The 22,434-nt window shown below is 67.2% G+C and carries 20 protein-coding genes; 16 read left to right on the top strand and 4 right to left on the bottom strand.

The features are described from left to right. Positions 1–14: 14 nt before the first annotated feature. Both AAG895_RS11840 and AAG895_RS11835 read left to right on the top strand, forming a co-directional pair. The gene (locus AAG895_RS11840) at positions 15–3,149 is read left to right on the top strand and encodes a DUF3427 domain-containing protein (RefSeq protein WP_345792211.1); all 3,135 of its coding nucleotides are present in this window, start codon (positions 15–17) and stop codon (positions 3,147–3,149) included. 75 nt (positions 3,150–3,224) lie between these two features. Beyond that, positions 3,225–3,809 carry a DUF5610 domain-containing protein gene (locus AAG895_RS11835; protein ID WP_345792210.1) on the top strand — a complete coding sequence of 195 codons (585 nt, stop codon included), beginning with the start codon at positions 3,225–3,227 and terminating at the stop codon, positions 3,807–3,809. On the opposite strand, the gene AAG895_RS11830 is transcribed toward AAG895_RS11835, so the two are convergent. Continuing rightward, positions 3,769–4,827, bottom strand: coding sequence for an LLM class flavin-dependent oxidoreductase (locus AAG895_RS11830; RefSeq protein ID WP_345792209.1), 1,059 nt, complete (start codon positions 4,825–4,827; stop codon positions 3,769–3,771). The genes AAG895_RS11835 and AAG895_RS11830 overlap by 41 nt on opposite strands. A gap of 47 nt (positions 4,828–4,874) precedes the next feature. Here AAG895_RS11830 and AAG895_RS11825 point away from each other — a divergent pair, with 47 nt between their 5' ends. From AAG895_RS11825 to AAG895_RS11805, 5 genes are all read left to right on the top strand, one after another. Next, positions 4,875–5,780, top strand: a complete 906-nt coding sequence (locus AAG895_RS11825) for a hypothetical protein (protein WP_345792208.1) — start codon at positions 4,875–4,877, stop codon at positions 5,778–5,780. 109 nt (positions 5,781–5,889) lie between these two features. Beyond that, the gene (locus tag AAG895_RS11820; protein ID WP_345792207.1) at positions 5,890–6,681 is read left to right on the top strand and encodes an ABC transporter substrate-binding protein; all 792 of its coding nucleotides are present in this window, start codon (positions 5,890–5,892) and stop codon (positions 6,679–6,681) included. Between the two features lie 130 nt (positions 6,682–6,811). Next, positions 6,812–7,498 (top strand): ABC transporter permease, encoded by a 687-nt coding sequence (locus tag AAG895_RS11815; RefSeq protein WP_345792206.1) that lies wholly within the window; start codon positions 6,812–6,814, stop codon positions 7,496–7,498. Continuing rightward, positions 7,495–8,220, top strand: coding sequence for an ABC transporter permease (locus AAG895_RS11810; protein ID WP_345792205.1), 726 nt, complete (start codon positions 7,495–7,497; stop codon positions 8,218–8,220). The genes AAG895_RS11815 and AAG895_RS11810 overlap by 4 nt, the downstream gene beginning before the upstream one ends. Positions 8,221–8,244: 24 nt before the next feature. Then, the gene (locus AAG895_RS11805; RefSeq protein WP_345792204.1) at positions 8,245–9,009 is read left to right on the top strand and encodes an ABC transporter ATP-binding protein; all 765 of its coding nucleotides are present in this window, start codon (positions 8,245–8,247) and stop codon (positions 9,007–9,009) included. Here AAG895_RS11805 and AAG895_RS11800 read toward each other — a convergent pair. Beyond that, positions 9,002–10,132, bottom strand: a complete 1,131-nt coding sequence (locus tag AAG895_RS11800) for an MFS transporter (protein ID WP_345795284.1) — start codon at positions 10,130–10,132, stop codon at positions 9,002–9,004. The two genes, AAG895_RS11805 and AAG895_RS11800, sit on opposite strands and share 8 nt — an antisense overlap. Positions 10,133–10,303: 171 nt before the next feature. Here AAG895_RS11800 and AAG895_RS11795 point away from each other — a divergent pair, with 171 nt between their 5' ends. Continuing rightward, positions 10,304–11,200 carry a LysR substrate-binding domain-containing protein gene (locus AAG895_RS11795; RefSeq protein ID WP_345792203.1) on the top strand — a complete coding sequence of 299 codons (897 nt, stop codon included), beginning with the start codon at positions 10,304–10,306 and terminating at the stop codon, positions 11,198–11,200. A gap of 83 nt (positions 11,201–11,283) precedes the next feature. Here the strand turns inward: AAG895_RS11795 and AAG895_RS11790 are convergent, their stop codons facing one another. Then, the gene (locus AAG895_RS11790) at positions 11,284–12,285 is read right to left on the bottom strand and encodes an aldolase/citrate lyase family protein (RefSeq protein WP_345792202.1); all 1,002 of its coding nucleotides are present in this window, start codon (positions 12,283–12,285) and stop codon (positions 11,284–11,286) included. A 169-nt stretch (positions 12,286–12,454) separates the two neighbouring features. Continuing rightward, positions 12,455–13,444, bottom strand: a complete 990-nt coding sequence (locus tag AAG895_RS11785) for a malate dehydrogenase (RefSeq protein ID WP_345792201.1) — start codon at positions 13,442–13,444, stop codon at positions 12,455–12,457. Positions 13,445–13,710: 266 nt separating this feature from the next. On the opposite strand from AAG895_RS11785, the gene AAG895_RS11780 reads away from it, so the two are divergent. The 8 genes from AAG895_RS11780 (at position 13,711) to AAG895_RS11745 (ending at position 22,422) form a co-directional block, all read left to right on the top strand. Continuing rightward, positions 13,711–14,439, top strand: coding sequence for a GntR family transcriptional regulator (locus AAG895_RS11780; protein ID WP_345792200.1), 729 nt, complete (start codon positions 13,711–13,713; stop codon positions 14,437–14,439). A gap of 98 nt (positions 14,440–14,537) precedes the next feature. Beyond that, positions 14,538–14,927: a succinate dehydrogenase, cytochrome b556 subunit gene (gene sdhC, locus AAG895_RS11775; RefSeq protein WP_345792199.1), complete on the top strand. Its 390-nt coding sequence runs from the start codon at positions 14,538–14,540 to the stop codon at positions 14,925–14,927. After that, a complete protein-coding gene (gene sdhD, locus AAG895_RS11770; protein WP_345792198.1) occupies positions 14,921–15,268 on the top strand; it encodes a succinate dehydrogenase, hydrophobic membrane anchor protein in 348 nt (115 codons plus the stop codon). Before sdhC ends, sdhD begins: the two co-directional genes overlap by 7 nt. Positions 15,269–15,270: 2 nt before the next feature. After that, the gene (gene sdhA, locus AAG895_RS11765; RefSeq protein ID WP_345792197.1) at positions 15,271–17,064 is read left to right on the top strand and encodes a succinate dehydrogenase flavoprotein subunit; all 1,794 of its coding nucleotides are present in this window, start codon (positions 15,271–15,273) and stop codon (positions 17,062–17,064) included. Between the two features lie 19 nt (positions 17,065–17,083). After that, positions 17,084–17,794 carry a succinate dehydrogenase iron-sulfur subunit gene (locus AAG895_RS11760; RefSeq protein ID WP_345792196.1) on the top strand — a complete coding sequence of 237 codons (711 nt, stop codon included), beginning with the start codon at positions 17,084–17,086 and terminating at the stop codon, positions 17,792–17,794. A gap of 15 nt (positions 17,795–17,809) precedes the next feature. Continuing rightward, entirely contained in the window at positions 17,810–18,046 is a 237-nt protein-coding gene (locus tag AAG895_RS11755) for a succinate dehydrogenase assembly factor 2 (protein WP_345792195.1), read from the top strand. Positions 18,047–18,109: 63 nt separating this feature from the next. Next, positions 18,110–19,405 (top strand): citrate synthase, encoded by a 1,296-nt coding sequence (gltA, locus tag AAG895_RS11750; RefSeq protein ID WP_345792194.1) that lies wholly within the window; start codon positions 18,110–18,112, stop codon positions 19,403–19,405. A gap of 161 nt (positions 19,406–19,566) precedes the next feature. Then, positions 19,567–22,422, top strand: a complete 2,856-nt coding sequence (locus tag AAG895_RS11745; protein ID WP_345792193.1) for a 2-oxoglutarate dehydrogenase E1 component — start codon at positions 19,567–19,569, stop codon at positions 22,420–22,422. Positions 22,423–22,434 lie beyond the last annotated feature (12 nt).

Raw genomic sequence — 22,434 nt, 5'->3', positions numbered from 1 at the left:
GCAGCGGGAATCGTATGACACTCCCTGATGGTCTCTACGACCAACTCCTCACCGAGGCCCTTCGCGACGCCGTCACCCGGACGACGGACGCGCACGCGCACAGCCTCAAACCCCTCACCGCGGAAGACGCCCCCGAGCGCCTGGCCGACGCGCTCGCCTCCCAACTCGCCCGCATCCTAGACGACCTGCACGGCGAGGGCGCCGATAAGCTCCGCCAGCAGCTCGAGCTCGTCAATTTCCTGCTCGTCAGCCTGAAGCAGCGTCTCGGCAAGCGCGCGGGCGAGGCCGAGACGCTGTCCGCGCCGCCACAGATTCTGCAGGCCATCCACCAGCGGTTGCCCAAACCGTCGATACCGGAGACCGGCCTGGCTTTCCCCTGGCTCTTCACCGCGGGCAAGGGCTCGCCGTCGTTGCTGACCGAGCTGCGCCGCGAGCTGGCTGCCTGTGATCAGGTGGACATCCTGGTGAGCTTCATCACCCATTCCGGCGTGCGCAAGCTGCTCGATATCCTGCAATCGATTACCGCGGTCGGGCCGGATGGCGAGCCGCGCACGCGCCTGCGCGTGCTCACCACCACCTACACCGGCGCCACCGAGATCCGCGCGCTGGACGAACTCGCCCGGCTGCCGGGCTGCGCGATCCGCGTGTCACTGGACGGCCGGCGCACCCGTCTGCACGCCAAGGCCTGGCTGTTCCGCCGCCGCACCGGCTTCGGTTCCGCCTACGTGGGCAGCGCCAACCTGTCGGGCGCGGCCTTGATGGGCGGGCTGGAATGGACGGTGAAGTTCACCGAGCGCGGCCAGCCCGATCTGTTCGAGCGCGCCAGCGCGCACTTCGAGACGCTTTGGGAGGACAGCGAGTTCCAGGGCTACGACCCCGCCAACCCGGCGCATCGCAAGGCGCTCGGCGAGGCGCTCAAGCGCGAGTCCGGCGACGACATCATCGCTCGGCCCACCTATTTCGACCTCGAGCCCAAGGCCTACCAGCAGGAGATGCTCGACCAACTGCAGATCGAGCGCGATCACGGCCGCTGGCGCAATCTGGTCGTCGCCGCGACCGGAACGGGCAAGACGGTGGTGGCGGCCTTCGACTACAAGCGGCTCTGCCATCTGCAGGGTGGGCAGCCGCGGCTGCTGTTCGTGGCGCACCGCGAGGAGATCCTGAAGCAGGCGCTGCGCACCTATCGCGAGGTGCTGCGCGACCACTCTTTCGGCGAGGTGCTGGTCGGCGGCGCGCAGCCCGAGGGCTTCGACCATCTGTTCGCGACCATCGACAGCGTTGCCGCGCGTGAGCTGGTGTCGCGCTGCGGTGCAGATCACTGGCACACCGTGGTGGTCGACGAGTGCCATCGTCTGGCGGCAGACCGCTTCGATGCCTTTGTCAGCGCCGTGCGCCCGAGTGTGCTGCTGGGGCTGACGGCGACGCCGGAGCGCAGCGACGGCAAGCCGATCCTGGGCTACTTCGACAACCGGCCGGATGGCTCGCCGGCGGTCGAGCTGCGGCTCTGGCATGCGCTCGACCAGCAGTTGCTGTGCCCCTTCGAGTATTACGCCTGCGACGACGAGACGGATTTCTCCGCGGTGCCCTGGCAGCAGGCGGGCGAGGTGGCGGCGATCGAGAGGCTGGTCACCGGCAACGACGTCCGCGCGCGCCTGATGCTCGACGAATGGCGGCGCCTGGCGGGCGACCCGGCGCGCGGGCGCGCGCTGGTGTTCTGCGTCTCGGTGGCGCATGCGCAGGACATGACCGCGCGACTGAACCGGGCCGGCATCAAGGCGCTGTGCGTGGTGGGCGACACGCCCACCGACGAACGCCGCCGTGCGCCAGAGCTTCTGGCCCGCGGCGAAGTGGCCGCGCTGGTGACCTGCGACCTTTACAACGAGGGCGTCGACCTGCCTTTGGTCGACACGCTGATCCTGCTGCGCCCGACGCAGAGCCCGGTGCTGTTCCAGCAGCAGATCGGCCGCGGCCTGCGCCTGGCCAAGGGCAAGGAGAGCTGCCTGATCCTCGATTTCGTCGGCCGCCACCGCGAGGAGTTCCGCTTCGATCGCCTGCTGTCGACGCTCACCGGGCTGTCGCGTGCGCAGTTGATCGAGGCGGTGGACAAGGGCTTCGGCCTGCTGCCGCCGGGTTGCCACATCCACCTGCAGCGCCAGACCCGCGAGCAGGTGCTGCGCAGCCTGCGCAAGCTGGTGCAACAGAACTGGCGGCGGCTGAGGACGGAGCTTCAGGCCTACGCCGCGCTGCGCGGACGCACCGATATCCGGCTCGCCAGCTTCCTCGCCGAGCAGGCGATCGAGCTCGATGACCTCTATCGCAGCAGCGGGCGCTCGGGCTGGACCAACCTCAAGCGCGACGCGGGGCTTCTGAGCACGCCGCCGGGCAGCGAGGACGACTACTTCGGGCGCCGCTTCGGCGATCTGCTGCACATCGATGACCCGGCGCGGACCGATCTGCTGTGTGCCCTGCGCGAGCCGGACGCCGCTTATTTGCTGCGGGGCGAGCGGTCACGACGCCTGCTGCAGATGCTCGCATACCAGGTCGATGCCCAGCAGCATCAGAAGGGGCGCGGCGAGGATTTCCTGCAGCGGCTGCAGCAACACCCCGAGCACACGGCCGAACTCGCCGAGCTGGGCGGGATATTGCAGGCGCGCAGCAGCTTGCGGGCGCAGGCGGTGCCAGTACTGGAGGACGTGCCGCTCTGCCTGCACGCGGCCTACGGTATCCGCGAGATCCTCACGGCGCTGGGCTGGCTCAGCCCGAGCCGGCGCACGCCTTTCCAGGCCGGCGTCCTCGCGCTGCCCGAGCGTAAGGTCGAGTTGCTGTTCGTGACGCTGGACAAGCGTGAGGGTTATCACGAGCGCATCGCATATAGGGACTACGCGATCAGCCCCGAGTTGTTTCACTGGCAGTCACAGAACGCGGCGGGGCCGGAGACGCCGGCAGGGCGTCGGTATCTGGAGAGTCCGGGCAATGGCTGGCGCTTTCAGCTTTTCGTGCGCGCTGCAAGGGGAGCGCCGTACCGCGCCTGCGGCCCGGTGACGCTGGAGCGGGCCGAGGGCGCGAAGCCGATGAGCATCCACTGGCGGCTGGAGGTGCCCTTGCCGAGTCGCTTGTTCAGGGAATTCAGCATCTTGCGGGGCGGGTAGGGGGCATGCCCGCGGGGCGACTTGTTCCGCCGAGGGCTAGAATGAAAACGAGAGAACCCGCTACCGGAGCCATCCATGAATACGACTTTGCCCGCCACTTCTGCCCTTGCCAGCGGCGCCTTCCAGCCCGCCGAGGCCGCGCGCCAGAACAGCGCCGCGGCCTCGCGCGTACAGCGTCAGGAGCTGCCCTCCGAGGCCTCCCTGCGCAAGGATCTGAACGTCGGCATCCTGCAGGCCTCGATGGCGGTGTCGATCCGCGCGGGCGACGAGTCTCAGGCCTTGCTGCTGCGCACCGCGATCGAGGGCATCAACGAGGCGCTCGCGCCGACCCTGGGCCCGGATGCCATCCAGAACGCGATGAGCCAGGACAACTCCGCCGAGGCCACCGCCGGGCGCATCGTGTCGATGTCGACGGCGTTCTTCGATGCCTACGCCGCACGCCGTCCCGACGACGATCCCGAGACCGTGCTGCGCGACTTCATGGATGTGATCCGCGGCGGTTTCGAGAAGGGGTTCGGCGAGGCGCGCGACATTCTCGACGGGCTCGGCGTCTTCAACGGCGCGGTCGAGGCCGACGTGACGAAGACGCGCGAGCTGGTGCTGCAGGGCTACGAGCGCTTCATGCTGGAGCGGCTGCCGAGTTCTGACCAGCAGGGGTGAGGGCTGGGAGCCCCCACGCCTCGGCCACGAGCGCGAACGACTTGAGCCGCGCGGCGTGATCGAAGATCTGTGCGGTGAGGATGAGTTCGTCGGCGCCGGTCTGCGCGATCAGGCTCTCGAGTTGTCGGCGCGCTTCGTTCGGCGAGCCGACCGCCGAGCACGCCAGCGATTCGTCGGCAAAGGCCAGTTCGGCGGGCGACCAGTCGGCTTCGACAAAGGCCTCAGGCGGCTGCAACTGGCCGCGCACGCCGCGCGCCATGGCAGCGAAGCGCAGGCGCAGCGAGCCCAGCAGGTGCTGCGCCTCGGCGTCCGTGTCGGCCGCGATCACGTTGGCGGCGACCGCCACATAGGGCTTGTCGAGCTGTTCCGAAGGCTGGAAGCGGCTGCGGTAAAGCTCGATGGCCTTGAACAGGAAGCGTGGCGCGAAGTGCGAGGCGAAGGCGAAGGGCAGGCCGAGGTGGGCGGCGAACTCGGCGCTGTACAGGCTGGAGCCGAGCAGCCAGATCGGCACGTTCAACCCGGCGCCGGGCACCGCGCGGACAGCCTGATTGGGCTGCGCCGGGCGGAAGTAGGACTGCAGCTCGAGCACGTCCTGCGGGAAGCTGTCGTCACTGCCGGCGAGGTGGCGGCGCAGCGCGCGCGCGGTGTGCTGGTCGGTGCCCGGCGCGCGGCCGAGGCCGAGGTCGATGCGGCCCGGGAACAGGGACTCGAGCGTGCCGAACTGTTCGGCGATCACCAGCGGCGCGTGGTTGGGCAGCATGATGCCGCCGGCGCCGACGCGGATGCGCTCGGTGGCGCCGGCCACGTGGGCGATTACCACCGCGGTGGCGGCGCTGGCGATGCCGGTCATGTTGTGGTGCTCGGCCAGCCAGTAGCGGGTGTAGCCGCAACGGTCTGCGAGCTGGGCGAGCTCGCGCGTGTTGCGCAGTGCATCGGCGGGGGTGCTGCCGGCGGTGATCGGCGCGAGGTCGAGCACGGAGAGCGGGACGGGTGCTTCGGGGAGGGCAGGCTGGGACATGGCAGTCTTGCTAGAATCGCGGCCCCCGATTACGCCACAGGCCCGCGATGACTGCAAAGCCGACCGACGTGCTGATCCTCACCGAGGACCGCTACGTCCAGCTCGACACGAAGGACTGGTACCAGGCCCAGATCGCGCGCGAGGAAGATCTGCTGGCGTCGGCGCTCGGCGAACTGGGCCTGCGCGTTGCGCGCCGTTCGTGGGCCGACCCGGCCGTGGACTGGACGCGCTGCGGCTGCGCGCTCTTCCGCTCGACCTGGGACTACTTCGACCGCTTTGCCGAGTTCTCGCCCTGGCTCGAGCGCGCCTCGACGGCGACCCGACTGTTCAACGACGCCGGCCTGATCCGCTGGAACGTGGATAAGCACTACCTCGCCGACCTGGCGGCGCGTGGCGTGGCGATCGTGCCGACGCGCTTCGTCGAGCGCGGCGAGGCGGCCTCGCTGGCCGCGATCATGGCGGCCGAGGGCTGGGACGAGATCGTCTTCAAGCCGGCAGTCTCCGGTGCCGCGCGGCTGACCTTCCGGGTGAGCCGGGAGACGGTGGCCGCGCACGAGGCGGTGTTCGCCCGCTGCGTGGCGCAGGAGGCGATGATGGTGCAGGTGTTCGAGCCGGCGGTGCTCGACCACGGCGAGCTGTCGCTGGTCGTGATCGACGGCCGCAGCACGCACGCGATCCGCAAGACGCCACGCGCGGGCGACTTCCGCGTGCAGGACGACCATGGCGGCACCGTGCATCCCCATGACCCGGACGCCGCCGAGCGCGCCTTCGCCGAGGCGGCGGTGGCAGCTTGCCCGAGCTTGCCGCTGTATGCCCGGGTGGACTTCGTGCGGACTGGGCTGGGGGTGTTCCGCCTCATGGAGCTCGAGCTCGTCGAGCCGGAGCTCTTCTTCCGTTTCCACCCCCCCGCGGCGCAGGTGCTGGCGCAGGCATTGGCTGAAAAGCTGCGCTGAATCAATGGCTTTGCCGCAGTGCAGCATCGTCCGTTTTCGGTGAAATCCGCGAACGGCGGGCATTGCAGCGGTTAGAATGCCGCCGTTAACGTTCAATGAAGGACCACACATGATCCGACGCACGCTGATGCTGGCCGCGCTGACGCTGGCTGCCCAGGGCGCGATGGCCAAGGACTGGGACACCATCCGCTTCGCCACCGAAGGCGCCTACCCCCCGTTCAACACTGTGGACACGAGCGGTGCGGTGGCGGGGCTGGACGTGGATGTCGCCAACGCGCTGTGCGAGGAGCTCAAGGCCAAGTGCGTGTGGGTCAAGCAGGAGTGGGACGGCATGATTCCTGCGCTGCTGAGCCGCAAGTTCGACGCCATCTCGGCCTCGATGTCGATCACCGAGGAGCGCAAGAAGCGGGTCGATTTCACCGACAAGTACTACGCCACCCCGCTGGGCCTGGTGGCAAAGAAGGGTAGCGACCTGCTGCCCGAGCTGAACCTGCTCAAGGGCAAGCGAATCGGCGTGCAGCGTGGCACCGTGGCCGACAGCTTCGCCACCCGCTTCTGGGCGGAGCAGGGCGTGACCGTGGTGCGCTACGCCCGCCAGGAAGAAGCCTACCTCGACCTGTCGGCGGGTCGCATCGATGCCGCCTGGGCCGACGCGCTGGTTGCCGACGGCGGCTTCCTGAAGCAGCCGGCTGGCGCGGGTTACGAGTTTGCCGGTGGTCTCTACCACGGTCGCAATGCGGACGAGAAGGGCGTGATCGGCGAGGGCGTGGGCATCGCGCTGCGCAAGCAGGACACCGAGCTCAAGGACAAGCTGAACAAGGCGCTGGCCACCATCCGCGCCAACGGCAAGTACGACGAGATCCGCAAGAAGTACTTCGACTACGACATCTACGGCGAGTGACTGCGCAGGCGGCGTGCGGGCCCGAGGCGCCGCACGCCGCGCTGCATGACCCCGGCGGCGGCCTGATGGCCGCCTTCATGTTTCTGCTTCCGGCACGGGCCGCATGCGCGACCGGGCAGGGGCCTTACCGATGCTCCACGGTTATCTTCCTTCCATTCTCGACGGCGCCTGGGTGACCTTGCGCGTGGCGGTGTTCTCGCTGCTGCTCGCGCTCGTGCTCGGGCTGATCGGCGCCTCGTCGCGGCTGTCGCCGAATCCGCTGCTGAGACTGCCCGCCACCGTCTACACGACGGTCGTGCGCGGCATTCCCGACCTGGTGATGATGCTGCTGATCTTCTACGGCGGTCAGGTCGGCATCAACGTGATCACCGACGCGCTCGGCCTGGAGTATGTCGACGTCAACCCCTTCGTCGCCGGTGTGGTGACGCTCGGCTTCATCTTCGGGGCCTATTTCACCGAGACCTTCCGCGGCGCCTTCATGGCGGTGCCGGCGGGGCAGCTCGAGGCCGGGCGGGCCTACGGCATGAGCCGCTGGCAGGTGTTCCACCGCATCCTGTTCCCGCAGATGCTGCGCCATGCCTTGCCCGGCCTGGGCAACAACTGGCAGGTCATGCAGAAGAGCACCGCGCTGGTGTCGATCATCGGCCTCTCGGACATCACCTGGCTCGCCGATCAGGCCGGCCGCACGACGCACGAGCCCTTCCTGTTCTACGCCGTGGTGTGCGTGTTCTACCTGCTGCTGACGGCGTTGTCCGGGCTGGTCTTCGGCTGGCTCGAGCGGCGCTACTCGGTGGGCGTGCGGAGGGCGGCGGCATGATCGAGTGGAGCCTTTTCGCCGAAAGCTGGCCCGCCTACCTCGACGGGCTGTGGCTGACGGTGAAGCTCACCGTGCTGTCGCTGATCGCCGGCCTGGTGCTGGCGATCCCGCTCGCGGTGCTCCGTGTGTCGCCGAATCGCTGGCTTTCCGCACCGGTGTGGGCCTACAGCTATTTCTTCCGCGGCACGCCGATGCTGGTGCAGCTGCTGCTGATGTACTACGGCCTCGGGCAGTTCGAGTGGATCCGGGCGCAGTGGGAGGCAGGAAACGCCTTCTGGCTGGTCTTCCGCGACCCCTACGGCTGTGCGCTGGTCACCTTCGCGCTCAACACCGGCGCCTACACCACCGAGATCATCGCCGGCGCCCTGCGCGCGATGCCGCACGGCGAGATCGAAGCCGCGCGCGCCTGCGGCATGAGCCGCCTCACCATGCTGCGCCGCATCCTGCTGCCGGGTGCCCTGCGCCGCGCGCTGCCGGCCTACAGCAACGAGATCATCTTCATGCTGCATGGCACCTCGATCGCCTCGACCGTGACGCTGATCGACCTCACCGGGGCAGCGCGCAATGCCTACTCGCAGTTCTTCGCACCGTTCGAGGCCTTCATCTTTGCCGGTCTGATCTATCTCGGCATCACCTTCGCGCTGGTCGGCCTGTTCCGCGTCGCCGAGCGGCGCTGGCTCGCCCACCTGCAGCCGCGCAAGCCGCTGCGCAAGGCGGCGTGAGCCCCGCTTCAAGGATTTCTCTCCATGACCCAGCTTACCGTCGAAGACCTGCACAAGCGCTACGGCGACCACGAGGTGCTGAAGGGCGTGTCGCTGTCGGCCGAGGCGGGCGACGTGATCACCATCATCGGTTCGTCCGGCTCGGGCAAGAGCACCTTCCTGCGCTGCATCAACTTCCTCGAGCAACCCGACGCCGGGCGCATCAGCGTCGTCGGCGAGGAGATCCGCCTGGTGCCGGGCAAGGACGGCCACCTGAAGGTGGCGGACGCCAGGCAGCTGCAGCGCCTGCGTACGCGGCTGGCGATGGTGTTCCAGCACTTCAACCTGTGGGCGCACATGACGGTGCTCGAGAACGTCGTCGAGGCACCGGTGCATGTGCTGGGCATACCGAAGAAGGAAGCGCGCGAGCGTGCGATGGCCTATCTCGACAAGGTCGGCATCAGCCGCTTCAGGGACAGCTATCCGGCCCACCTGTCGGGCGGCCAGCAGCAGCGCGTGGCGATCGCGCGCGCGCTGGCGATGGAGCCGGCGGTGCTGCTGTTCGACGAGCCGACCTCGGCGCTCGACCCGGAACTGGTGGGCGAGGTGCTGAAGGTGATGCGCGGCCTGGCCGAGGAGGGGCGCACCATGGTGGTGGTGACCCACGAGATGGGCTTCGCGCGCGAGGTGTCGAGCCAGGTGATGTTCCTGCACCAGGGCCAGGCGGAAGAGAGCGGGCCGCCGGCGCAGGTTTTCGGACAGCCGAAGAGCGAGCGCCTGCGTCAGTTCCTGTCCGGCAACCTCAAGTAGGCAGGCGGCGCAGCCAGAGCGCGACCGCGCCGGTCCCGAGCACGCAGGCGCCGAGCAGCGCCGACAGCCCGCTCCAGTGTCCGGCGGTCCACGCGGTGCCGGCCAGACTGCCGATGACGCTGGCGCCGAGGTAGTAGCTCGACAAATAGAGCGCCGAGGCGAGCGCCCGCCGCTCGCCCGCCCGCCGCCCCACCCAGCCGCTGGCGAGCGCATGGGCGGCGAAGAAGCCAAAGGTGAACACGCCCACGCCAGCGATGATCAGCCACAGCGGCTGCGCCAGCGTCAGCGCCAGGCCGGCACCCATCACCGCCACCATCTTCCAGGTCGATGTCTGCCGTCCGTGGCGTTCGGCCAGCCGGCCGCTGAGCGCCGAGGCCCAGGTGCCGACCAGGTAGAGCAGGAAGATCGCCCCGATCGCGCTCTGGCCGAGCGCATACGGCTGCTCGAGCAGGCGGAAGCCGAGGAAGTTGTAGAGCCCGACGAAGGCGCCCATGGCTAGGAAGGCGATAAGGAACAGCCACGGCAGGCCGGGGTCGCGATAGATCGCCAGCGCGTCACGGAAGATGCGTGCCGGCGTGGCCGCGCGCGGCACGAAGTGGCGCGAGGCCGGCAGCCGGCGCCAGAACACCACCGCCGACGCCAGCCCGAACACGCCGATGACCGCGAGCGCGGTGCGCCACGAGCTCGCGTCGGTGATGAGGGCGCCGACGAAGCGCCCGCTCATCCCCCCGAGCGCGTTGCCGGCGATATAGAGCCCCATCGCGCGCGCCTGGGCCATGGGGGCGACCTCCTCGCCGATGTAGGCCATGGCTGCCGCGGGCAGCCCGGCGAGCACCGCGCCGAGCAGGGCACGCAGCACCAGCAATGACAGGAAGTCCGGGGCGAAGGCGGTGGCGAGCGCGAGCACGGCGGCGATGGCGAGCGCCAACTTCATCAGTTGCTGGCGGCCGAGGCGGTCGGCGAGCACGCTGCCCGGAATCAGCATCAGTGCGAGCCCGGCGGTGGTGGCCGACACGCTCAGACTGGCGCTCGCCGCGCTGACGCCGAACTCGGATGCGAGCAGCGGCAGCAGGGGCTGGGTGCAATAGACGAGCGCGAAGGTGGCGAAGCCGCCGATGAACATCGCGATGTTGGCGCGGCGGTATTCGGGGGTGCCCGCCTCGAGGTAGGCCGAAGGCGTGGCGGCATCGGAAGCGGAAGCGGCGATGGGCTGGGGCATGGTGGGATGCTATGTTGCCGCCCGCGAGTCGGTCCAATATATTCGACAGGCGTTATTGATATACGGAAGCGATCAATGGAGCTGCGACATCTGCGCTACTTCGTCGCCGTGGCCGAGGAGCTGAACTTCACCCGCGCGGCGGCGCGGCTGCACATCGGCCAGCCGCCGCTGTCGATGCAGATCCGCGACCTGGAGGGCGAGATGGGCGTGCGCCTGTTCGAGCGCACCCAGCGCCGCGTCGCCCTGACGCCAGCGGGGAAGTGCTTCCTCGACCATGCCCGCCGCATTCTCGCCGGCGTGGGCGAGGCGGTCGCCGAGGCCCAGCGCGCCGCGCGCGGGGAGTCGGGCGAGCTGCGGGTGGGCTTCACCTCGTCGCTGCCCTTCACCGACCTGCTGCCCGACGCGCTGCACGCCTACCGCCGGCGCTACCCGGCGGTGCGCCTGCAACTGCGCGAGATGTTCACGCCGGAGCAGTTCGGCGCGCTCGCGCGCGGCGAACTCGACGTCGGCTTCGTGCGTCTGCAGGCCGGGCGCGCGCCGGACGGCATCGTGCTGCGCGAGGTGGCGCGCAATCCCTTGCGGGTGGTGGTGAATGCGGGGCATCGGCTGGCGGCGGGCGGGGCGGTGTCGATTGCCGATCTGCGCGATGAGGACTTCATCAGCTTCCCCGACGATGTCGGCACCGACCTGCCGGCGGTGCTGCGTGCGCTCTGCCGGCAGGCCGGCTTCGAGCCGCGCATCGTGCAGACGGCGCGCGAGGCGACGACGCAGATCGGCCTCGTGGCGGCCGGCCTGGGCATCGCGCTGCTGCCGGCGCCGCTCGAGACCGTGCGCATGGCGCGGGTGCGTTACCTGGCGCTGAGCGATGCGGAGGCGCAGTTCCGCCTTGCGGTGGCGACCGCGGCCGGACCGGTCGGGCCCCTGCTCGGCGGCTTTCTGGACGTCATCGAGGCGCTCGCAAAGGCGGGTTGAGGGCGCCTGCGCGCGCGGACCGGCAGGGCTGCGGAGCGGGCCGCGCAGCTTGAGCGGCCGTCGGCCGCCGGCCGTGGCGCCGTTCAGGCGACCGGGTGGGGCGTGAAGAAGCGCTGCCGCGCCGCCTCCGGGAGTTCCATGCCGGTGTTGCGCGCGCGCTGCAGCAGCTCCCAGTAGTAACGATACGAGGCGCGGTCGTGCAGGCGACCCTTGTGCTGGATCGGTCCCCAGGCGGCGTCCTGGGCGGAGACGAGGATCTCGGACGCTTCCTCGACCTCGGTGAAGTCGGGCTGCATCGCGGCGATGATCGGCAGGATCTGGTTGGGGTGGATGCTCCACATGCGCAGGTAGCCGAACTCGCGGCGGGCGCGCTCGGCGTTGTGGCGGATCACCGCGACGTCCTGCAGCTCGGTGGTGACGTTGTGCGAGGGCACGACGCCGTTGGCGAGCGCCGCGGCGGCGATGTCGGCCTTGGCGCGGACGATCAGCGGGTGCTCGAACTGTCCGGGGCTCTTCATCGCGCTGCCGGGGATGGCGCCGTGGTGGCCGGAGACGAAATCCATCAGACCGAAGTCGAGCGACTCCACGCCGTCGAGCGCGGCGATCTCCCAGGCCTCGCGCAGCGCGCCGTGGGTCTCGATCAGCACGTGAACCGGCAGCGGACGCGCCAGGCTGCAGGCGGCCTCGACGCGGCGCAGTTCGCGGATCTGCTCGGCCGCGTCGGCTGCCGAGCGCACCTTGGGGATGGTCACGAAGGCGAGGCGATGTCCGGCGCCGCCGACCAGGATCTCCAGGTCGCGCTGCCAGTGCGGATGGGTGATGTCGTGGATGCGCGCGCCGACGCGGCCGAAGTGGTTCTCGGCGCCATTGACGACCTCGACCACCATCTGCGCGTGCTCGGCCTCGGCGCCGGCGCGCGCGCCGTCCTCGCAGTCGCAGGTGATGTCGAACACCGGACCGAGCTCCTGCTGCAGCTTGAGCGCCTTCATCATCAGCTTCTCGGCGCCGGCGTAGTGGTCGACGGCGGGCAGGGCAGGGAAGGGCTTTTCGCCGGCGAACAGGACCTGGGCGGGGTGAAGCGACATGTCGGGCTCCTCGGATGGGGGCTGTTTGGGGCGGTTTGGCGGCGCGCTTGCCGCTGTGGGGCGGGGCGTCGCGCCGGGCCCCGCGGGGCGACGCGGAAATGAAAAAGGCCACGGATTCTACCCCGTGGCCTCGCGCGGGGGCGGCTCGGGGCCGCCCCGGGTACGCTGATTACTTCAGCATGTCGGCCACGGCCGCGCGCTCGTCCTCGAGTTCCTTGAGCGTGATCGCGATCTTGCCCTTGGAGTACTCGTCGATCTCCAGACCCTGGATGATCTTGAACTGGCCGTCCTTGCACTCGCAGGGGAAGCCGAACACGACGCCTTCCGGGATGCCGTAGGAGCCGTCGGACGGGACGCCCATGGTGACCCAGTCGTTGGAGCCGAGCACCCAGTCACGCACGTGGTCGATGGCGGCGTTGGCGGCCGAGGCGGCCGAGGACAGGCCACGGGCCTCGATGATGGCAGCACCGCGCTTGCCGACGGTGGGCAGGAACACGTCGTTGTTCCAGGCGTGGTCGTTGATCAGCGCCTTGACGCTGTCGCCGTTCGACTCGCAGAAGCGGTAGTCGGCGTACATCGAGGGCGAGTGGTTGCCCCACACGACCATCTTCTTCAGCGACGACACTTCACGGCCGGACTTGGCGGCGAGCTGCGACAGCGCGCGGTTGTGATCCAGGCGCAGCATGCCGTGGTAGTTGTTCGGGTTGGTGCGGCCGACCTTGATGGCGGCGGCGCGGGCGATGTAGGCGTTGGTGTTGCAGGGGTTGCCCACGACCAGCACGCGCACGTCTTCCTTGGCGTTCTCGGCGATGGCCTTGCCCTGGACGGTGAAGATGGCGCCGTTGGCGGTCAGCAGGTCGGCACGCTCCATGCCGGGGCCGCGCGGGCGGGCACCGACCAGCAGGCAGACGTCAGCGTCCTTGAAGGCGACGTTGGGGTCGTCGGTGGCGATCATGCCGGCCAGCAGCGGGAAGGCGCAGTCCTCCAGCTCCATCATGACGCCCTTCACCGCCTTCTGAGCCTGGGGCAGGTCGAGCAGTTGCAGGATGACGGGCTGGTCCTTGCCCAGCATTTCACCGCTGGCGATGCGGAACAGCAGGCTGTAGCCGATCTGGCCGGCGGCGCCGGTGACAGCGACGCGCATGGGGGCTTTGCTCATGTTTTACTCCCTCGAGTGAGACGGTCGTTAATGTGCTCGAATCCTGCCCGGCAGCGCCGAACGGGAGGGTGGGGCGGTGGCCGCGGACCTGCCGGCCTGCCTTGCGTCCTGTCATCCGGCCGCGACAGAACCCTTGCTGCCCGGGTTCCGTATGGGCGCAAGGATGGTAATGACTTGATCCTGCCCTGTCAAATGGCATCTTATGTCTTATATAAGATATAAGAGGAACAATAGACGTCAATAGAATTTTGTGCTCAAATGCGCGCATGTCGCATGAATCGCCCACCTTCAGCCCGCTCTATCGCCAGATCAAGGCCTTGATTCTTCAGGCGCTTGAGTCTGGCGAATGGCGTCCCGGGCAGGCGATCCCGAGCGAGCAGGAACTCGCTTCGCGGTTCAGCGTTTCCCAGGGCACGGTGCGCAAGGCGATCGACGAGATGGCGGCCGAGAACCTGCTCGTGCGCAAGCAGGGCAAAGGCACCTACGTCGCCTCGCACAACGACCCGCGCGCGCTATTCCGCTTCCTCCGGCTGGTGCCGATCGATGGGGACCTGTCGCCGCCGCAGAGCATACCGCTCGACTGCTGGCGCGCAAAGGCCGGGCAGGAAGCCTCGCGCATGCTCGGCATCGAGCCCGGCGCGCCGATCATCATCGTGCGTCGCCTTCTCAGATTCTCGAACAGGCCGGTCGTGATCGACGAGATCTACCTGCCCGGCGAGGTCTTCCAGGGGCTGACCGCGGAGACGCTGCAAGGCTGGCACGGGTCGCTCTACAGTCTTTTCGAGAGTCGCTTCGGTGTGCGCATGATCCGCGCCCAGGAACGCATCCGTGCGGTCGCGGCGGACCGCAACGCGAGCGAGGCGCTCAAGCTCCCCGAGGGGACGCCGCTGCTGTCGGTCGAGCGCGTCACGTACACGTACGGAGACAGGCCGGTCGAATGGCGGCGGGGGTTGTACTCGACCGCCGAGCATTTTTATCTGAATGAGTTGAGTTGAGCGTCGCATCTGTAAGTTGCAGGCAAGCTGCGACGCTATAATTATGTCTTTTCGGAGTCCGCGACGGGGGTCCGTCGCACATGCAGAGGGGAGTCTTCATGTCAGAAGCGACAGTGCGTAAACAAAGGCCGAAGCACCTGGCCTTGAATCAGATCCGGCTCCCGTTGCCGGGTATCGTCTCGATCCTGCACCGGATCAGCGGCGTCGGCATCTTCTTGCTGCTGCCTTTCCTGTTGTTCCTGCTGGATCGCAGCCTGGGGTCGCCCGAGACCTTCGAGACCTTTGCTGCCGTGGTCGACAACTGGTTCGTCAAGCTCATTCTGCTCGGCCTGCTGTGGGCGTACATGCACCACTTCTGTGCCGGCATCCGCTTCCTGCTGCTCGACATGCACATGGGTGTCGATCTCGAGTCCGCCCGCAAGTCCTCCAAGATCGTTCTCGGTGTCAGCATCGCGCTGACCGTCATCATCGGGGTGAAACTATGGTGAAACGTCAACCCGTCGGCGCGCACTACGGCCTGAAGGACTGGATCGCGCAGCGAGCCACCGCCGTATACATGGCGATCTACACGCTCATCTTCGCAGTCTGTGCGCTTGCGCTGCCCGAACTGAGCTATGAGGCATGGTCCGGCCTGTTCTCGAACGGCTTGTTCAAGTTCCTCAGCTTCCTGTTCTTCCTGTCGGTGTTCTATCACGCATGGATCGGTGTGCGTGACCTGTGGATGGACTACATCAAGCCGACCGGTGTGCGCCTCGCGCTGCACCTGATCACCCTCTTCCTGCTCGTCGGCTATGCCGGCTGGGCGGCCCAGATTCTGTGGAGGCTTTAAGCGTGAACGTCGCCAAGCGTACCTTTGATGCAGTCATCGTCGGCGCGGGTGGCGCCGGCCTGCGTGCGGCCCTGCAACTCTCCGAGGCCGGCCTGAAGACCGCCGTGCTGACCAAGGTCTTCCCGACTCGCTCGCACACCGTGGCGGCGCAGGGCGGTGTGGCCGCCTCGCTCGGAAACTCCACCGAGGACAACTGGCACTGGCACATGTACGACACCGTGAAGGGTTCGGACTGGCTGGGCGACCAGGATGCCATCGAGTTCATGTGCAAGAAGGCCAACGAGGTCGTCATCGAGCTCGAGCACTACGGCATGCCCTTCGACCGCACCGACAACGGCAAGATCTACCAGCGCCCGTTCGGTGGCCATTCGATGAACTACGGCCAGGCGCCGGTGATGCGCTCCTGTGCCGCCGCCGACCGCACCGGCCACGCCATGCTGCACGCGCTCTACCAGCGCAACGTGCGCGCCAATACCCAGTTCTTCGTGGAGTGGATGGCGCTCGACCTGATCCGCGATGCCGACGGCGACGTGCTCGGCGTGACCGCGATGGAGATGGAGACCGGCGAGGTCTCGATCTTCCATGCCAAGGCCACCGTCTTCGCCACCGGCGGTGCCGGTCGCATCTACTACTCCTCGACCAACGCCTTCATCAACACCGGTGACGGCGTCGGCATGGCGGCGCGCGCCGGCATCCCGCTCGAGGACATGGAGTTCTGGCAGTTCCACCCGACCGGCGTCGCCGGCGCGGGCGTGCTCATCACCGAGGGCGTGCGCGGCGAGGGCGGCATCCTGCGCAACGCGTCGGGTGAGCGCTTCATGGAGCGCTATGCGCCGAACCTCAAGGACCTCGCCTCGCGTGACGTGGTCTCGCGTGCGATGACCACCGAGATCAACGAAGGTCGTGGTTGCGGTCCCGACAAGGATCACGTGCTGCTCGACATCACCCACCTGTCGCCCGAGACGATCATGAAGCGCCTGCCTGGCATTCGCGAGATCGCGATCCAGTTCGCCGGCGTCGATCCGATCAAGGCGCCGATCCCGGTCGTGCCGACCTGCCACTACCAGATGGGCGGTATCCCGACCAACTACAAGGGTCAGGTGGTCGTGCCCAAGGACGGCAACCCGAACAGCCCGGTGGCCGGTTTCTACGCCGCGGGCGAGTGCGCCTGCGCCTCGGTGCATGGCGCCAACCGCCTCGGCACCAACTCGCTGCTCGACCTGCTGGTGTTCGGCAAGTCGGCCGGCGAGACGGTCGTGGAGGACTTCCAGTCCGGTCAGCTCAAGCTCAAGCCGCTGCCGGCCGATGCTGCCGACGTCTCGCTCGCCCGCCTGGCCCGTCTCGATGGACAGACCAATGGCGAGAGCGTGTTCGACGTCGGTCTCGACATGCGCCGCACCATGCAGAAGCACGCGGGCGTGTTCCGCTTCGACAACCTGCTCAAGGAAGGCGTGCAGAAGATGGGCGAGATCGCGGAGCGTGCCAAGCGCACCGAGATCAAGGACAAGTCCAAGGTCTGGAACGTCGCCCGCATGGAAGCGCTCGAGCTCGACAACCTGATCGAGGTCGCGCGTGCCACCATCGTGTCGGCCGAGGCCCGCAAGGAGTCGCGTGGCGCACATGTGCGCGATGACGCGCCGGATACGGCGGAGAATCCGAACGGCCGTGACGACGCCAACTGGCTCAAGCACACCCTTTGGTACAGCGAAGGCAACCGGCTTGACTACAAGCCGGTCAACCTGAAGCCGCTGTCCGACGACGTCGAGCCGATCGCGCTCGCCAAGCGCACTTACTGAGCGCCCGGGAGATACACACATGACCAAGCGTACCGTTCAATTCAAGATCTACCGCTACGATCCGGACAAGGACGAGAAGCCCTACATGCAGGACATCTCGGTCGAGCTCGAGGCCTCCGACAAGAAGCTGCTCGACGCCCTGGTTCGCCTGCGCGCTAAGGACGATTCGATGTCCTTCCGTCGCTCGTGCCGTGAAGGCGTGTGCGGCTCCGATGCGATGAACATCAACGGCAAGAACGGCCTGGCCTGCCTGACCGACATCGACAGCCTGCAGCAGCCGATCACGCTGCGCCCGCTGCCCGGTCTGCCGGTCATCCGCGACCTGATCGTGGACATGACGCAGTTCTTCAAGCAGTACCACTCGATCAAGCCGTATCTGGTCAACAACGACCCGGCACCCGAGCGCGAGCGCCTGCAGACGCCGGAGGACCGCGAGGAACTCAACGGCCTGTACGAGTGCATCCTGTGCGCGTGCTGCTCGACCTCCTGCCCGTCGTTCTGGTGGAACCCGGACAAGTTCGTCGGCCCCGCCGGCCTGCTGGCTGCCTACCGCTTCCTGGCCGACACCCGCGACCAGGACACGAATGCGCGCCTCGACAACCTCGAGGATCCGTATCGCCTGTTCCGCTGCCACACCATCATGAACTGCGTCGACGTCTGTCCGAAGGGTCTGAATCCGACCCGTGCGATCGGCAAGATCAAGGACATGATGGTCCGGCGCGCGGTATAAGGTCGGGCCAGCACGATGAGCATCAACAGGGGGCGCGTGCGCTGGCAGTGCAGGCGGGCTTTGCTCGAGCTGGACCTCGTGTTCACGCGCTTTCTTGAGCGGCATTTCGATCGTCTCACCGACGATCAGGTGGCGGATCTGGACGACCTGCTGCGCTGCGACGACTACGACATCTGGGCGTGGGTCAACGGCAGCAAGGCATGTGAGAACGACCGCTGGAAGGAGATGATCGGACTGCTGCGTCAGGGGTGACGCAGCGGCACCGGTCCGATTACCACGACAAGCAGTTAAACCGGCAAGTAGAAGGGACGATCTATGAGCACTGAACGCACTGCAACCCTCACCGTCGATGGCAAGACCGTCGAATTCCCGGTCATGACCGGCACCCACGGCCAGGATGTCATCGACATTCGTACCCTGGGCGGCAAGACCGGCCTCTTCACCTACGACTCGGGCTTCCTGTCCACCGCCAGCTGCAAGTCGAATATCACCTTCATCGATGGTGACAAGGGCGAGCTGCTGTATCGCGGTTACCCGATCGAGCAACTTGCCGAACAGTGCAACTTCCTCGAGGTTGCCTACCTGCTCAAGAACGGCGAACTGCCCAACGCGACCCAGAAGGTCGAATTCGAGACCACGATCAAGCGCCACACCATGGTGCATGATCAGATGACCAAGTTCTATTCGGGCTTCCGCCGCGACGCGCACCCGATGGCGGTCATGGTCGGCGTGGTCGGCGCGCTGTCGGCCTTCTACCACGAGGCGATGGACTTCTCCGACGCCGAGCACCGCAACATCTCGATCAATCGCCTGATCGCCAAGCTGCCGACCATCGTTGCGATGGCCTACAAGTACAACAGCGGCCAGCCGTTCATGTACCCGCGCAACGACCTCGATTACACCGCGAACTTCATGCACATGATGTTCGGCACGCCGTGCGAGGAGTACAAGCCCAATCCGGTGCTGGTGCGCGCGCTCGACGTCATCTTCACCCTGCACGCCGATCACGAGCAGAACGCCTCGACCTCGACCGTCCGCCTGGCCGGCTCGTCGGGCGCCAACCCCTTCGCCTGCATCTCGGCCGGTATCGCCTGCCTGTGGGGGCCGGCGCACGGCGGCGCGAACGAGGCCTGCCTGAACATGCTGGAGGAGATCGGCGACGTGTCGCGCGTCGGCGAGTACATCAAGCGTGCGAAGGACAAGAACGACAGCTTCAAGCTGATGGGCTTCGGCCACCGCGTCTACAAGAACTTCGATCCGCGCGCCAAGCTCATGGGCAAGGTCTGCGCCGACGTGCTCGGCGAGCTGGGCCTCGAGAACGACCGCCTGTTCAAGCTGGCGAAGGAACTCGAGCGCATCGCACTCGAGGACGAGTACTTCGTCGAGAAGAAGCTCTACCCGAACGTCGACTTCTACTCGGGCATCGTGCAGAAGGCGCTCGGCATCCCGACCTCGATGTTCACCTGCATCTTCGCCCTGGCACGCACCGTGGGCTGGATCACGCAGTGGGAAGAGATGATCACGGATCCGGAATACAAGATCGGCCGTCCGCGCCAGCTGTACGTCGGTGCGGCGCGTCGCGACGTCCCGGGACTCGCACAGCGTCCTTAAGAGACGATGGAGAGGGGAGGGAGGCTTCGCCGACTCTGAGATGTACGGGGTGGTCGCGCCTGCGCGGCCATCCCGTTTTCACTTCGGACCCGGCGCCGGGGCAGATCCCGACCACCGCATCACCCGCACAGCGGGGCAATAGCACACAACAGGTGGCTTTCATGACGATGAAGCAACTCGAACAGACTTCGCACTTGTTCGGCTCGAATGCGCCGTTCATCGAAGAGCAGTACGAAAATTATCTGGCCGACCCGGCGTCGGTCTCCGAGGAGTGGCGCGAGTATTTCGACAAGCTCCAGGCGCAAGCCAGCGCGACCGCGCGTGACGTGGCCCACGGCCCGATCATCGCCGCCTTCGAGCAGATGGCCAAGCGCGGCCCGGTCCGCACCATCGTGTCGGGCGGTGGCGAAGACAAGCAGCAGGTCTCGGTGCTGCAGCTGATCAACGCCTATCGCTTCCTGGGCAACCGCTGGGCCAACCTCGACCCGCTCAAGCGCACCGAGCGCCCGCAGATCGCCGAGCTCGAGCCGTCCTACTACGGCTTCACCGAGGCCGATCTGTCGAAGAGCTTCAACGTCGGCTCGTTCCACGGCTTCAACACCGAGTACGCGAGCCTGCGCGAGATCCTCGAGGCCTTGCGTCAGACCTACTGCAGCTCGATCGGCGCCGAATACATGTACATGACCGACATTGGTCAGAAGCGCTGGATCCAGAGCCGCCTCGAGAGCGTGCGCGGGACGCCGAAGTTCTCCGCGGAGATGAAGAAGCGCATCCTCGAGCGCACCACCGCAGCCGAGACGCTCGAGCGTTACCTGCACACCAAGTACGTCGGTCAGAAGCGCTTCTCGCTCGAGGGTGGCGAGTCGGCGATCGTCGCCATGGACGAGATCATTCGCGTCGCCGGCAGCCTCGGCGTCGCCGAGACGGTGATCGGCATGGCCCACCGTGGCCGCCTGAACGTGCTGGTGAACACCCTGGGCAAGTCCCCCTCGATGCTGTTCTCCGAGTTCGAGGGCAAGGCCGCAGCCGACCTCACCGCGGGTGACGTCAAGTACCACATGGGCTTCTCGAGCGACGTCATGACCCCGGGCGGCCCGATGCACCTGACGCTGGCGTTCAACCCCTCGCACCTCGAGATCATCAACCCGGTGGTGGCCGGCTCGGTGTACGCACGCCAGGTTCGCCGCGGCGACACCGAGAAGGGTGAGGTGCTGTCGGTGCTGATCCACGGCGACGCCGCCGTCGCAGGCCAGGGTGTCAACCAGGAGATGCTGAACTTCTCCCAGACCCGCGGCTACGGCACGGGCGGGACGATGCACATCGTCGTCAACAACCAGATCGGCTTCACGACCTCCGATCCGCGCGACTATCGCTCCTCGCTGTACTGCACCGACATCTTCAAGATGGTCGAGGCGCCGATCTTCCACGTCAATGGCGACGACCCCGAGGCCGTGGCCTTCGTGACCGCGCTGGCGATCGAGTTCCGCCAGGAGTTCAAGAAGGACGTGGTGGTCGACATCATCTGCTTCCGCAAGCTCGGCCACAACGAGCAGGACGAGCCGATGGTCACCCAGCCGCTGATGTATCGCAGCATCCAGAAGCACCCGGGCACCCGCAAGCTCTACGCCGACCGCCTGGTCGCCGAGGGCACCATCACCGCCGACGAGCCCGAGAAGATGATCGCGGAGTACCGCGAGCACCTTGACCGCGGCGAGCTGCTCTACAACCCGGTGCTCTCCGGGCACAACCGCCAGCACGCTGTGGACTGGACCCCTTATCTCAAGCAGCCCTACACCGACGAGGCCGAGACCGCCATCCCGGTGCAGGAGGTCAAGCGCCTGGGTGAGCGCCTGAGCACGCTCCCCGAGGGCTTTGCCCTGCACTCGCGGGTCAAGAAGATCATCGACGACCGCGCGGCGATGGCGCGTGGCGAGTTGCCGCTCGACTGGGGCATGGGCGAGAACCTCGCCTATGCGAGCCTGCTCGCGCAGGGCTACGGTGTGCGGATCTCGGGTGAGGACGTCAATCGCGGAACCTTCTTCCATCGGCACGCCGCGCTCCACGACCAGAAGCGCGAGCGCTGGGACGAGGGCACCTACAAGCCGCTCGAGCACATCCAGGAAGGCCAGGCACGCTTCCAGTGCTTCGACTCGGTGCTGTCGGAAGAGGCCTTGCTGGCCTTCGAATACGGCTACTCGACCGCCGAGCCCAACGAGCTCGTGGTCTGGGAAGCCCAGTTCGGTGACTTCGTCAACGGCGCCCAGGTGGTGATCGACCAGTTCATCAGCTCGGGCGAGGCCAAGTGGGGTCGCCTGTCGGGTCTGGTGATGATGCTCCCGCATGGATACGAGGGCCAGGGCCCGGAGCATTCCTCCGCCCGCCCCGAGCGCTTCATGAACATGGCGGCCGAGAACAACTGGCAGATCTGCGTGCCCACCACGCCGGCCCAGATCTTCCATCTGCTGCGTCGCCAGATGGTGCGCCGCCTGCGCAAGCCGCTGATCATCATCACGCCGAAGTCGCTGCTGCGGCACAAGGAGGCGATCTCCTCGATCGACGAACTGGCGAACGGTCACTTCCAGACCGTGATCCCGGAGATCGAGAAGCTCGATCCCAAGAAGGTCAAGCGCGTGGTGCTGTGCCAGGGCAAGATCTACTACGAGCTGCTGGCCCACCGTCGCGAGCACAAGATCACCGACACCGCGCTGGTGCGCGTCGAGCAGCTGTATCCCTTCCCGGCGGAGGCGTTCGGCAAGGCGATCGAGCAGTTCCCGAACGCCAAGGAGGTCGTCTGGTGCCAGGAAGAGCCGCGCAACCAGGGCGCCTGGTACTGGCTCGCCTCGCGTCAGCACCTGGTGAATGTGCTCGGTACCAAGCGCAAGCTGCTGCTGGTCAGCCGTCCGGCCGCCGCATCGCCGGCTGTGGGCTACTACGCCAAGCACAACCAGCAGCAGAAGGACGTGATCGAGCACGCGTTCGGCCCGATCCAGGACACCACACCGCAGTCCCCGAACTGAAAGAACAACCAG

This window comes from Thauera sp. JM12B12 (genome assembly GCF_039614725.1).
Taxonomy (GTDB): Bacteria; Pseudomonadota; Gammaproteobacteria; order Burkholderiales; family Rhodocyclaceae; genus Thauera.
The sequence above is the reverse complement of the archived record's forward strand: the minus strand, read 5'-3'. Positions and strand labels throughout refer to the sequence as shown.

Excerpts from the sequence above, each read along its gene's own strand:
- AAG895_RS11840 (WP_345792211.1), top strand. The coding sequence starts at position 15 with ATGACACTCCCTGATGGTCTCTACGACCAACTCCTCACCGAGGCCCTT.
- AAG895_RS11835 (WP_345792210.1), top strand. The coding sequence starts at position 3,225 with ATGAATACGACTTTGCCCGCCACTTCTGCCCTTGCCAGCGGCGCCTTC.
- AAG895_RS11830 (WP_345792209.1), bottom strand. The coding sequence starts at position 4,827 with ATGTCCCAGCCTGCCCTCCCCGAAGCACCCGTCCCGCTCTCCGTGCTC.
- AAG895_RS11825 (WP_345792208.1), top strand. The coding sequence starts at position 4,875 with ATGACTGCAAAGCCGACCGACGTGCTGATCCTCACCGAGGACCGCTAC.
- AAG895_RS11820 (WP_345792207.1), top strand. The coding sequence starts at position 5,890 with ATGATCCGACGCACGCTGATGCTGGCCGCGCTGACGCTGGCTGCCCAG.
- AAG895_RS11815 (WP_345792206.1), top strand. The coding sequence starts at position 6,812 with ATGCTCCACGGTTATCTTCCTTCCATTCTCGACGGCGCCTGGGTGACC.
- AAG895_RS11810 (WP_345792205.1), top strand. The coding sequence starts at position 7,495 with ATGATCGAGTGGAGCCTTTTCGCCGAAAGCTGGCCCGCCTACCTCGAC.
- AAG895_RS11805 (WP_345792204.1), top strand. The coding sequence starts at position 8,245 with ATGACCCAGCTTACCGTCGAAGACCTGCACAAGCGCTACGGCGACCAC.
- AAG895_RS11800 (WP_345795284.1), bottom strand. The coding sequence starts at position 10,132 with ATGTTCATCGGCGGCTTCGCCACCTTCGCGCTCGTCTATTGCACCCAG.
- AAG895_RS11795 (WP_345792203.1), top strand. The coding sequence starts at position 10,304 with ATGGAGCTGCGACATCTGCGCTACTTCGTCGCCGTGGCCGAGGAGCTG.
- AAG895_RS11790 (WP_345792202.1), bottom strand. The coding sequence starts at position 12,285 with ATGTCGCTTCACCCCGCCCAGGTCCTGTTCGCCGGCGAAAAGCCCTTC.
- AAG895_RS11785 (WP_345792201.1), bottom strand. The coding sequence starts at position 13,444 with ATGAGCAAAGCCCCCATGCGCGTCGCTGTCACCGGCGCCGCCGGCCAG.
- AAG895_RS11780 (WP_345792200.1), top strand. The coding sequence starts at position 13,711 with ATGTCGCATGAATCGCCCACCTTCAGCCCGCTCTATCGCCAGATCAAG.
- sdhC (WP_345792199.1), top strand. The coding sequence starts at position 14,538 with ATGTCAGAAGCGACAGTGCGTAAACAAAGGCCGAAGCACCTGGCCTTG.
- sdhD (WP_345792198.1), top strand. The coding sequence starts at position 14,921 with ATGGTGAAACGTCAACCCGTCGGCGCGCACTACGGCCTGAAGGACTGG.
- AAG895_RS11760 (WP_345792196.1), top strand. The coding sequence starts at position 17,084 with ATGACCAAGCGTACCGTTCAATTCAAGATCTACCGCTACGATCCGGAC.
- AAG895_RS11755 (WP_345792195.1), top strand. The coding sequence starts at position 17,810 with ATGAGCATCAACAGGGGGCGCGTGCGCTGGCAGTGCAGGCGGGCTTTG.
- gltA (WP_345792194.1), top strand. The coding sequence starts at position 18,110 with ATGAGCACTGAACGCACTGCAACCCTCACCGTCGATGGCAAGACCGTC.
- AAG895_RS11745 (WP_345792193.1), top strand. The coding sequence starts at position 19,567 with ATGACGATGAAGCAACTCGAACAGACTTCGCACTTGTTCGGCTCGAAT.